At 43.2% G+C, this 11,943-nt stretch carries 11 protein-coding genes; 5 read left to right on the plus strand and 6 right to left on the minus strand.

Annotation, left to right across the window (positions count from 1 at the left end):
- Positions 1-51 precede the first annotated feature (51 nt).
- The 4 genes from AAEY87_RS00150 to AAEY87_RS00165 all read right to left on the minus strand — a co-directional run bounded on the left by AAEY87_RS00150 (position 52) and on the right by AAEY87_RS00165 (position 3,442).
- A complete protein-coding gene (locus tag AAEY87_RS00150) occupies positions 52-660 on the minus strand; it encodes an alanine dehydrogenase (protein WP_350655433.1) in 609 nt (202 codons plus the stop codon).
- Positions 593-1,099, minus strand: coding sequence for a hypothetical protein (locus AAEY87_RS00155; protein WP_350655434.1), 507 nt, complete (start codon positions 1,097-1,099; stop codon positions 593-595). Before AAEY87_RS00155 ends, AAEY87_RS00150 begins: the two co-directional genes overlap by 68 nt.
- Positions 1,100-1,311: 212 nt before the next feature.
- On the minus strand, positions 1,312-2,682 hold the full coding sequence (locus AAEY87_RS00160) for an NCS1 family transporter (protein ID WP_082785610.1): 1,371 nt from the start codon (positions 2,680-2,682) through the stop codon (positions 1,312-1,314).
- 61 nt (positions 2,683-2,743) lie between these two features.
- Positions 2,744-3,442, minus strand: coding sequence for an aspartate/glutamate racemase family protein (locus AAEY87_RS00165; RefSeq protein ID WP_068034421.1), 699 nt, complete (start codon positions 3,440-3,442; stop codon positions 2,744-2,746).
- Positions 3,443-3,660: 218 nt separating this feature from the next.
- Between AAEY87_RS00165 and AAEY87_RS00170 the strand changes: the two genes are divergently transcribed.
- From AAEY87_RS00170 to AAEY87_RS00185, 4 genes are all read left to right on the plus strand, one after another.
- Positions 3,661-4,377, plus strand: a complete 717-nt coding sequence (locus AAEY87_RS00170) for a GntR family transcriptional regulator (RefSeq protein WP_068034418.1) — start codon at positions 3,661-3,663, stop codon at positions 4,375-4,377.
- 791 nt (positions 4,378-5,168) lie between these two features.
- The gene (gene ileS, locus AAEY87_RS00175; protein ID WP_350655435.1) at positions 5,169-8,012 is read left to right on the plus strand and encodes an isoleucine--tRNA ligase; all 2,844 of its coding nucleotides are present in this window, start codon (positions 5,169-5,171) and stop codon (positions 8,010-8,012) included.
- Positions 8,005-8,655 carry a signal peptidase II gene (gene lspA / locus AAEY87_RS00180; RefSeq protein WP_350655436.1) on the plus strand — a complete coding sequence of 217 codons (651 nt, stop codon included), beginning with the start codon at positions 8,005-8,007 and terminating at the stop codon, positions 8,653-8,655. Before ileS ends, lspA begins: the two co-directional genes overlap by 8 nt.
- Before the next feature lie 411 nt (positions 8,656-9,066).
- Positions 9,067-9,672 carry an O-acetyl-ADP-ribose deacetylase gene (locus tag AAEY87_RS00185; RefSeq protein ID WP_350655437.1) on the plus strand — a complete coding sequence of 202 codons (606 nt, stop codon included), beginning with the start codon at positions 9,067-9,069 and terminating at the stop codon, positions 9,670-9,672.
- A gap of 241 nt (positions 9,673-9,913) precedes the next feature.
- On the opposite strand, the gene AAEY87_RS00190 is transcribed toward AAEY87_RS00185, so the two are convergent.
- Both AAEY87_RS00190 and AAEY87_RS00195 read right to left on the minus strand, forming a co-directional pair.
- Complete coding sequence (locus tag AAEY87_RS00190; RefSeq protein WP_350655438.1) at positions 9,914-10,393, minus strand: hemerythrin domain-containing protein; 480 nt, start codon at positions 10,391-10,393, stop codon at positions 9,914-9,916.
- Positions 10,394-10,592: 199 nt separating this feature from the next.
- Positions 10,593-11,252: a DUF1294 domain-containing protein gene (locus AAEY87_RS00195; RefSeq protein WP_350655439.1), complete on the minus strand. Its 660-nt coding sequence runs from the start codon at positions 11,250-11,252 to the stop codon at positions 10,593-10,595.
- Positions 11,253-11,401: 149 nt separating this feature from the next.
- Between AAEY87_RS00195 and fkpB the strand changes: the two genes are divergently transcribed.
- Positions 11,402-11,911 carry an FKBP-type peptidyl-prolyl cis-trans isomerase gene (gene fkpB, locus AAEY87_RS00200; RefSeq protein ID WP_350655440.1) on the plus strand — a complete coding sequence of 170 codons (510 nt, stop codon included), beginning with the start codon at positions 11,402-11,404 and terminating at the stop codon, positions 11,909-11,911.
- Positions 11,912-11,943: the final 32 nt, after the last annotated feature.

Here is an 11,943-nt window from a genome sequence, read left to right on the forward strand (position 1 = left end):
TTGAAACGCGATACATACTGACCCCACCAGCAGCCCTATTCTCTAAAGAATCTAACCAATCAAATCATCTAGTGTTTTATATTCATAACCCAACGTCTCAGCAACTGCCTTATAGGTCATATAGCCTTGAGTGGTATTAACGCCTTTTGCCAGTGCTGGATCATCAAGACATGCTTGCCGATAGCCTTTTTTAGCTAGTGCCAATACATACGGCAAGGTGACGTTAGAGAGCGCTATTGTTGAGGTACGTGGCACTGCTCCTGGAATATTAGCAACCGCATAATGAATCACCCCATGCTTAATATAAGTCGGACTATCATGAATAGTAATACGGTCGGTAGTTTCAAAGACGCCGCCTTGGTCAATAGCAATATCAATAATGACACTGCCAGCGCTCATTGATTTAATCATCTCCTCGCTGACCAGTTTCGGTGTTGCCGCTCCTGGAATCAACACTGCACCGATGACCAAATCACTTTCTTTTACACTTTTTGCGATGTTGACTTTGTTAGATATTAGAGTCTGCACATTATTATCAAACATCTCAGATAGCTGCTTGAGACGTTTAGGATCAAGATCCAAAATAGTAACGTCAGCACGTAAGCCAATCGCAATTTTGGCCGCTTCTGTACCGGCTACCCCGCCACCAATAATAGTCACTCTGCCCTTTTGTACGCCTGGAACGCCGCCCAGCAATTTCGCTCATCGGTGTGAGTAGTGGCAATGAGTTGTCTGTCAATTGCACTGTCTCGTAAGCAATACCGGTTACTTTATTATTGATCAACACTTTCGCAAGCCCAGGCTCGTTAGAGAGATGCAAATAGGTAAATAATGTTAAATCTTTAATTAAATACTTATATTCATTACTCTGCGGTTCTTTTACCTTAATGACCAGCTCAGCATTCCAAGCCTTATCAGCACTCTTAACGATAGTAGCCCCTGCCGCTTTATAATCCTCATCAGTAAATTGTGAGCCGATACCAGCATTACTTTCGACCAAAATTTCATGACCGTTGTCGACCAAGATGCTAACCACACTTGGGGTTAGGCCAACACGATTTTCATTATTTTTAATTTCTTTAGGGATGCCTATTTTCATATTTCATCTTCCTTGATGAGAGTAATCTTACATTTCAGTAAAAAAAGTAAGCGATAGGAGCTTAGCACTGTTTAACACCTCAAAATCAGCTAAGACCGTGACAACTTAAGGTTATCATGCAGCAACCAACTGCTTAACGCAACAATCCCTACGGTAGAACACTCTACGGTAGGGATTGTTGTTTATCTATCTCAAATTCTGAACGAAATTGTTTATGACATAAAACGCTGCGCAGCGGGCATTTTGAGCATCAAGATCCAATAGATAGCACCTGCTGGAATCAAGCTTGCGTACCATGAGATACTTGAGAATGTTAACGCGACCCCAGTACCAATAATCATAGCGATGACTGCAGCCATATTGACGCCTTTATAAGGGCCATCTTTGTCATAGAGCTTATCGATATCAAGTTTTTGTTTGCGCAAGAAATAGTAATCTACTACTAAGATTGCAAATATTGGGCCCAAGAAGGCTGAATAGGTTTGAATAAATAGATTCAATCCTGCGGCAGATTCATCTTTTACCAGCTCCCAAGGGAAGGTACAGAATGCTAGCAAACCAACAATAACAGCCGCTGTTTTATACTTAAGGTTAAAGATATCCATTAACGCATAAGCAGGTGGAATAACGTTGTTTAAGATATTGGTCGTGACTTGCGCAAAAGCGATGAAAAGCATGGTGATAATCAATAAAGGCTTGTTATCGACGGCGCTAGAAAACACTTGAATAGGATCGACCTCACCAGTCGCACTAGTGACCATCACCCCAATCAACCCCATAAATAGTGTGGCAGGAAGAATTGAGTTGGCATAAATAACCACTTGACGGAATAGCCCAACATTCTTACGCAATTCTCTTGAATAATCAGAGACGTTGAGCATCATCGTGCTATAGACACCCAAGAACAACATCGTTGCACCCCAAAACGGTGTGCCCCAAGTACCCTCAACATTGACAAGGTTGGTAGAAATCGTAGCGCCATACTTGTTAATGACACTAAAAAACATGTATGCAAGTGAACCGATAATAAAAACGGAACCAATATTTTCAAGCCATTTGATTCCATGGAAACCAAGGACGGATAAACCAATTTGTAGGAATTGAAAGCCAATGAAGAAGACGACAATATTGTTGTAGCCAAACAAAGTATCAGATACCAAGTTTAGGGCTCCAGCACCAATCCAGCTCTGAAAGCCAAACCATACAATCGCTGGCACTGAACGCACGAGTGCTGGAATACGGCTACCGGAAAAACCAAAGGCAGAGCGAGTCTGCACCATGAACGGTATACCATATTTATGACCGGCTCGGCCATTAATCATCAGCGCTGCGCCAATAACGCTACAACCAATCGTAATGGCGACAACCACTTGTAGTAGATTTAAGGTGCCGACGAGGCCTGATCCAACCGTGAATGTCCCGATGGAGACACACCCACCTAACCAAGCAAATAAATAAGACCATGAGCCCATAATCCGCGTGGTTTGCGGTGCCAGACTTTCCTCTCCAACCGCCTTTCCAACCGTCTTATGATCGAGGGCTTTCACTCCTGCCGCAGCGACGGCAACTTTCGCATTTTCCATTACGTTCTCCTTCCTTGAGAAAGTTTATTGGTTAATCGTGGGTTATCTCATTTCAATTTATTTAACTCTGAATCGGTGCCGCATAGGCGCCAACTTTGCTTGTTTTCAAGCCGCAACCAACCAAGGCCTCAACCATGCGCGTAGCAACAGCAACGCCATCAATGACAGGAACGCCAGTCTCCTCAGTCAACCACTCTGTCAAATCAGCCATACCAGCACAGCCTAAAACAACGGCTTCGCAGTTATCTTCACGTACCGCACGTAAAATCTCATCACGGACTTTTTCTCGTGCGCCAGAGCCAGGCTCTTCAAGTGCAAGTACCGGTATGGCAGCAGAGCGTACACGGCGGCAGCGATGGGATAAGCCATAACCATGAATAAGCTCTTCAATCACAGGTACAGATCGAGGTAAGGTCGTGACAACACTAAATGACGTCGAAATCATACTCGCCGCCTTGACTGCTGCTTCGCAAATTCCAAGAACAGGTCCTGAAAAAACTTCGCGGCAAGCGCCGATACCCGGATCATCAAAACAAGCAACCACCACCCCATCAATACCTTCTGCTTCAGCTTGCTGTAAACGTCTGATTAAACCAGGAACAGACAACGCTTCGTCGTGATGTCCTTGAATAGAGGCAGGAGCATCCGTTCCAGATGCGCCAATAATGGTAGTGCCAGCGCTGGCTTTTTGACGCGCACTTTCAACGATTTTATCTGTCATTGAAGTCGTTGAATTTGGATTCATTACTAAAATTTTCATAGAAGCTCGCTATTTCTCGTTTTCGTTGTCATTTTCGTTATTAGTTTCATTATTGATTTTTAGTTTTGTTGTTAATTACTCGTTATCAATTATTCAATATCGAACTGTCATCAAATAATTGTTGTTAACAAACATTGTTAACTATTATTGTTAACAAAACAATCAAAAATTTATAATATTTGTTGTGGCGATGAGGATGGGGCTCTATAATTGCGCCTATGAATATTGTAAAAACTAAAAAATCAGCTTCTGGGTTCGATGAGATACCAGAGCAAACGATCATTAACTCTATCACCGCTGCGGTGTCAGAGCAGCGTCTGCCAGCCGGAACAAAGCTAGGTGAGCAGATGTTGAGCGATCTATTTGAATGTAATAGAGCCAATGTCAGGCGTGCGCTTTCTACGCTTGCAACCATGCATGTGGTGCAATTACAGCCTAATCGAGGTGCTTTTGTATCCACGCCTTCGCCGAAAGAAGCTGGCGATGTGTTTGAAGCCCGCCGCACGATTGAGCGGACGCTTGCACGTAAGGTAATCAAGAACATCACTCCGCAAGATATTGCTGATATGCGCGCCACGATAGCCGCTGAGGCTAAAGCACGTGCGCAAGGCGATAAGCCCGCAGAACTTCGCTTGTCACGTACATTTCATATGCATTTGGCTACCATCGCTGACAACCAAGTCCTAGAGCGGTTTTTGAGTGAATTGACGCTACGTACTACCTTAATTATCGGCTTGTATAATAAGGTCGGATCGTCCAATTGTGCCGAAGATGAACATCTTGATATGGTACAGGCTATCGAAGCAAAGGATGAAGAACGCCTTCTATTATTAATTGACGAGCATTTGAATCATTTGGAGGCTGGGCTTGATTTTGAATGCTCTGCAAAACCATTCTTTAGCTTGGCAGAGCAGCTGACCATCGTACCGGTCTAACTTTTCAAAAAAACATGTGTTCAAGCACGTCAAAAGACCATGTACTATTTTAAGAGCATGGTTTTTAAACCTGATTAACGATAGGATTTCAGGCACTTTTAGATCTTTATAGAATCTATTTTTATTAGAAAGTCTTTCCTTCATCTCCTGTTATACATCTTGCCTTTTCTCCCCTAATTGTTCCTTAGTTATCCATGCTGTACTGGCATTTCTTTTGCAAGGCATTTATCTCAGTAGCGCGTTATGATTTTTGTACTTCTATTTAGGACTGATTATGGTGACGAATCAATTGGCAGCTAGAGACGATGTTAATGTCAGAGTCAAGGCTAGCAATTAAACATCCTAATCTTGAAATTGACTAGCACAACACGCATATCTCAATGCAGCAGACAATATAGTCGACTCACTCTAAAAAAAATACAATACTGCTGAGATGAATTTTTCGCAGCCTCTGTCTGGCTTGCGCACAGCAAGCGAGGAAAACTCATTCCAGCAGAACGGTGTTACAGTATGTACTCCTTTTATTTTGAACTGACTATATTACTAATACTCAGTACATTCCCGAAAATGATGTCAAGCCAACTCGCATCAACTACCCATTACCTAGCAACAGCTTCAATTTAGTGGTTGGTTCAATGGATGAAAGCCCCTATTTTTAGTCCCTTATTTATCCTATAATGGGTAGCTTTTATTTTTGCTAAACATGTCCGTTGGTTTATGAGTCACCTTATAATATTGCGCATCCTAACCCTTATCTTTCCACTGTATAAATAGAGACAAAGACAACGACTATGACCGAATCTATCGACTATAAAGACACGCTGAACCTTGCCGATACGCCCTTTGCTATGCGCGCAAACCTTGCCAAACGTGAGCCAGATTGGCTTGCTGAGTGGGAAGCGGATGATGTGTACGGCAAAATTCGCAAGGCGCGTACAGGTGCGACCAAATACATTTTGCACGACGGCCCTCCATACGCCAATGGTCAGATTCACTTAGGTCACGCGGTCAATAAAGTACTGAAAGATATTATCGTTAAATCAAAAACATTATCAGGATTTGATGCGCCTTACGTGCCCGGTTGGGACTGTCATGGTCTGCCTATCGAACAAAAGGTCGAAGCCAAAGTCGGCAAAGTCGGTCAAAAAGTCTCTGCGACTGAATTCCGTGGTCTGTGCCGTGAGTATGCGAGCACGCAGATTGAGCTGCAAAAGGCAGACTTTAAACGTCTAGGCGTGTTTGGTGATTGGGACAACCCTTATCTCACGATGAACTTCCATCAAGAAGCCAACATCGTACGCGCACTTGCTAAAATCTATGACAATGGCCATGTGACCCGCGGTATGAAGCCAGTGAACTGGTGCTTAGACTGTAGCTCTGCCCTCGCTGAAGCTGAAGTTGAATACCAAGACAAAGTATCTGATGCTATCTACGTTAGCTTTGATGTGCTTGATACCGAAAAGGTTGCTGCATTGAGCGAAATCGATGGCAATATTGCAGCCGTTATTTGGACCACGACGCCTTGGACATTACCTGCTAACCAAGCGATCGCTGTACATCCTGAACATGACTATAGTGTCGTCGCGACTGACAAAGGTAACTTCTTATTAGCAACTGACCTTATTGAAACGGCATTAACCGAGCTTAAGCTCAGTAATGAAGGCGTATTGGCAACCGTATCAGGGCGTGAGCTTGAAGGTCTGCGTGCCCAGCATCCATTGATTGAAGATCGTCAAGTGCCGCTTATCTTAGGCGATCACGTAACCACCGATAGCGGTACTGGCTTAGTACATACGGCACCCGGTCACGGTCTCGACGATTATATCGTTGGTCTTAAATATAACTTACCAGTTGAAAACCCAGTGAGCGGTACAGGTGTCTATTTAGAAAGTGCAGCGGTATTTGCTGGTGAGCATATCTATAAAGCCAATCCAAAAATCATCGCCACCCTACATGACAACGGACACTTAATTAGCCATACCAAAATTGAGCATAGCTATCCGCATTGTTGGCGTCATAAGTCGCCGATTATCTTCCGCGCAACGCCGCAATGGTTTATCAACATGGAAACCAAAGGTCTGCGTGAGCGTGCGCTTGCGGATATTCCAGCGGTCAAATGGACGCCAGCATGGGGACAAAACCGCATTGAATCTATGATGACCGGTCGTCCAGATTGGTGTATCTCACGTCAACGTACTTGGGGCGTGCCGATTGCCTTTTTCACTCATAAAGAAACGGGTGAGCTGCATCCTAATACGCTTGAGCTAATGGAAGTAGCCGCGAAAAATATCGATGCAGGCGGTGTTGAAGCTTGGTTTGATGCCAGTTGTGAAGACTACTTAGGCGCGGAAGCCGCTGATTATGATAAATCTACCGACACTTTAGACGTTTGGTTTGATTCAGGGACAACGCATTTTGCCGTTCTCGAGCAACGCGATGAATTAACCAATCCAGCTGATATGTACTTGGAAGGCTCTGACCAACATCGCGGTTGGTTCCAGACGTCACTGCTTACGTCTGAAGCGATGTACGAGCGCCCACCGTTTAAGCAAGTGTTAACACATGGTTTTGTGGTTGATGAAAACGGTCGCAAGATGAGTAAATCACTGGGCAATATTATCACTCCGCAAGACGAGATTAATAAAACAGGCGCAGATATGCTGCGTTTGTGGATTGCGTCAAGCGACTATCGTTATGAGATGAGCGCGGGTAAAACGGTCTTTAAAGGTGCGATTGACATGTATCGCCGTATTCGTAATACCTTGCGTTTCTTGCTGGCCAATACCGATGATTTCGATCCAGTAACCAACAGCGTTGATATCAATGAACTCGTCAGCCTTGATAAGTTCATCATTGAGCGTACGCAAACCGTGCAAGCACAAATCATTACTGCGTATGATGCCATGGACTTTCACCAAGTCACGCAACATATTGCAGCGTTTTGCTCGCAAGACTTGGGTAGCTTCTATTTAGATATAATCAAAGACCGTCAGTACACGACCCAAACTGATGGACAGCCGCGTCGCTCTGCGCAAACGGCTATTTATCATATCGCCCAAGCATTGATTCGCTGGATTACGCCGATTTTGTCGTTCACCGCGCAAGAAGCTTGGGAAGTACTACAAGGTAAAAACGGGCAAGACGCTGGCTACGTATTTACTGAAGAATGGTACGAGTTCCCAGAGTTTGAGTTAAGCGCCATCAGTACCGATGACTGGCAACGTATCATGCTGGCTAAAGATATGGTGAATAAGCATATTGAAACCGCACGTGGTGAAAAAATCATCAATGCTAACTTATCAGCTGACGTTGACTTATATGCTGACGGTGCGATGCATGAAAGCTTAGCCAAGCTTGGCGAAGAGCTGCGTTTTGTACTAATCACCAGCAGCGCAACCTTAAAGCCGATGAGTGATGCACCTGCTGCTAATAAAGATAATGCCGCAGAGCAAGCCGAGAACAGCACCAAAGAAATGTCAGACTTAGTGGTAAATGTTAGCGCCGCGACTGGTACCAAGTGTGTGCGCTGTTGGCACATCCGTAATGACATCGGTACAGAGGCAGCACATCCTGAACTATGTGCTCGCTGCGTAACCAACGTCATCGGTAACGGCGAGGTGCGCCATTATGCCTAACTCTGCGCCCACTCCAACGCCAAACCCGACAGAATCATCTGAAAATAAGAAGCCGGATATCGAGCTCGATAATGCACCTAAACCTGCTCATGCAACCACGGGTAGCTCAACGACGCCCAGAAGTCGCTTGACCAAGACCCCAAAAATGATCGCAAATGGCAGTCGTGCCTTTATGTGGTATTTGCTGTCGTTTGCCGTGCTTATCATTGATCAGTGGACGAAATGGCTGGCTGAAACCAACCTGACATTCCATGAGCCAGTGCCCGTTATCGAACCATTTCTTAACTGGACCTTAGCGTACAATTATGGTGCTGCGTTTAGCTTTTTAGCCGATGCAGGCGGTTGGCAAAAGTGGTTTTTCTCGGGTCTTGCTCTAATCATGTCGCTGTTCTTGATAGGCTATTTGATGAAGGCTCCACGCCAAGCCAAGCTGCTATCTACAGGTCTAGCACTAGTGCTCGGCGGTGCAGTTGGTAATCTGATAGATCGCTTGCTACATGGTCATGTCATTGACTTTATTCATGTGCACAACGCGGATGTCTGGCATTATCCGATCTTCAACATTGCCGATATGGGAATAAGTATTGGTGTGGCGATGATTGTCATTGATATGCTGTTTTTAGAAAAGAAGCGTGAGGTTTAGCGATTATAATCGTAAATAGTTTTTAGATTTAGCAGGTGGGTTCACGAATACGTAACCCGCCTTTTCTTTTGTCTGTTATGTTTGATAAGTTAAGGTGTTGGAGCTGCTCCTGCTATATATTCCTGCTCATCTAACCAAGCGTAAGCAATTGGTAACGCATTTTGAACACACTTCAAGCAATTCTAATTCTCAACGTTGAGATTTTACCAAAGAGATTAATCGCCAAAAACTCAGGATTTCTTTGCTCACCTTTTTTAGCTGTTTATTTGCCTATTTATTTGTTTATAGAGCTTTAAAACTATGCTTATAAAGTGCAACTTATTATAACCATACAACATACAAGCAAACGATGGAAAATAATTTAGAATAAGTTATAAAATAAGATTGTTGCACAAATAAAAGGGTTTTTCTATGTCAAACACTCAAACAAAACCTATTTATCAAAAGAAAATCTCTACTTCTGAAAACCCTAACATTGAGCGCTCTAATGCCGTAACTTTGTCAGTATTACAGGCAGATATCACCACGCTAGAGGTTGACGCCATTGTGAATGCCGCTAATTCAAGTTTGCTTGATGGCGGCGGTGTCGATGGCGCGATCCATCGGGCAGCGGGGCCTGAGCTACTAGAATACTGCCGCACACTAAATGGCTGCGCGACAGGCGATGCCAAGATTAGTCCGGCGTTTAATCTGCCCTCTCAGTATGTGATTCATACCGTAGGCCCTGTTTGGCATGGTGGCAATAATGATGAGGCAGCGTTACTTGCTAGTTGTTATCAAAAATCTCTAGAACTAGCGACTCAAAATGGTCTGACTAGCATTGCCTTCCCAGCTATTAGCACTGGCATCTATGGCTATCCGCTGGATCAAGCGACCAAAATTGCGATTGATACTGTGGAAGAATATGTACAAAGTAGCTTGGAGAAGGAAGCTGACTTTTCAATCCGTGAAGTGATATTTTGCTGCTTTTCAGCGACCGATGCCGCGCTTTATAAGCAAGTGTTAAAATCGTATTGAAGCGACATTCATAAAATGGTTTACCATAAAAAAACAACCCCTATTTATAGTGGTTGTTTTTTTGCTCTAGATTTATAATTTGTAATTGATTGACTTTAAAAACGATTCAGTGCTACTGGGATAAATTTTGCGCAGCCTCTGTCTGCGCAGGCACAGCACGCAAGGAAAATTTATCCCAGTAGCACATAGCTATTAATGTATCAATTTTATTTAAAAGTGACTATATTGAAAAACTTAGCAATCAATCATCAGCATGGGTTTGTTCAAATTCAGCATGTTCAACTTGGTACAAAGCACCAAGACGTTGCTGCAAATCTGTATCTAAAATCTTTTCCGCTTGTTTAAAAAACTCATTTTCTTCTTCTTCTAAATGATGACGTACTTTATGAATCAGATCTGCACAAGTCTTATCCCACTTCTCTTGTCCAATACGACCATCATCTAAAGTCTCCATCATCTCATCCATTTCATGATGCTCAGTAATAGCGTGACGCGACAACTCAAGACCTTCATCATGCTGCATGACCGGTACATATAGATGACGCTCTTCAGCAGCGGCATGTGCCTGTAGCTCTAGTTTAAGATCCTCATAAACGGCTTTACGCTGTGCATCACCCTCTGTTTTTTCGAGCTTGTCGCATAGCTCGCGTTGAACCTCATGTTTTTCAATTAACGCCGCAAAAATATCTTGTTTTAAATCAACATCAGAGTCATTACTCATGGATTTTCCTCTTTTAAATTATCTATGTATCAACTATTTAAATAGTTTTATTAAATGCATCAATATAATAACAATATTAAAAGCGATTATTGTCATCTATCAGTTAGCAATAGACTGTCGTTTGGTTAACATCATCTACTAGATCTTGATGGGTTAAGCCAAGCCACAATAATCAAACCAAGCCACACCAAAAACTGACCTACAACAGCGCTTCCAAAATGCTAAATTGTCCACCTGACAATATAAACAACAACCCTGCCATATTAATCACTACCGTCAAATAGTAAGTCATCCGAAACTCAGGCTTTTGTGATTTATGACGCAAATACGTCTGTGCGACCATCGCTCCGACCCAACCCCCAAGCGCACTTAATAGATGCAACGTTGTTTCAGGCGTACGCCAATCACCATTTTGGGCAGCGGCTTTATCTTTGGCATACATTGCGTAAGTTATGAATCCTAAAGCCACATACCAACCTATCACTAGCCAGCTGAGTTTATCGGTTGCAGCCAATAGGATTAATACGCCATAAAAACCAATACCGAGGAACAAACGCTTCTTTTGTCCCTCTTCGAATTCTGCTTGTACACTGCGCTTTTGATTACGTTGCCGAATTTGTTGATTCTTTTGTGCCATTTTTTGTTTTACGAAGCTCAGCTCTTGTACTTGTTTAGCTTGCAGGCGACCCTGATTATCTCGACCAATCGTAAAGACGACTGACTCGCCAATCTTGGGGCGACGCTGGGCTTTGAATTCACTGACATGAAAGAATACGGACTCACCAACCTCAGTTTCAATAAAACCAAAGCCTTTATCTTCTTGCCATTTGTTAATATGACCTTGCTGTTTGTTTGTCATCAATATTCCTACTCACTCTTATGTTCGCCAAATATAGTACACTATTTGCTTTACACTATTTACGCTTACATATCTTTATAGATAGCTTATCATTTCTTATATTATCGACTGACTTAACTTCCTACTCTCGCAATAGATGGCTTTTTACTATGACCCAACCTACAGATTCGTCCCAATTTATTAATCCTAATGAGGACACGCGCATCACCTTTGGCAGCCTCGTTAAGCTACATTTTGAAGTGTCGCTAGAAAACGGCACCACTGTTGATTCAACCTTCAACCGTGATTCACCCGTGACGCTAACTATTGGTGATGAGAGTTTATTACCAGGTTTTGAGCAAGTACTGATGAACTTACGTGCTGGCGACACTCGCTCCGCCCACCTTGATCCTGAGCAAGCTTTTGGTGAGTGGAATCCTGAAAATATACAGCATTTTAGTCGTACTCAATTCGCTCTCGTCACTGACAGTCCAGAAATTGGGATGTTGGTCGAATTTGAAGATAAAGGTAAAAACACCCTACCCGGTACGATTAGTGCTATCAATGATGATGAGATAGAAGTGGATTTTAATCATCCTCTTGCTGGTCAGTCAGTATTGTTCAAAGTAAAGGTCTTTAAAGTGACTCCACCTGGCGTCACTGGCGTCCAAATAATGTGATAGCCTAAAAATAATATATGGAATAAACAATC

This window comes from Psychrobacter sp. S1-30-MNA-CIBAN-0213, assembly GCF_040309845.1.
GTDB lineage: Bacteria > Pseudomonadota > Gammaproteobacteria > Pseudomonadales > Moraxellaceae > Psychrobacter.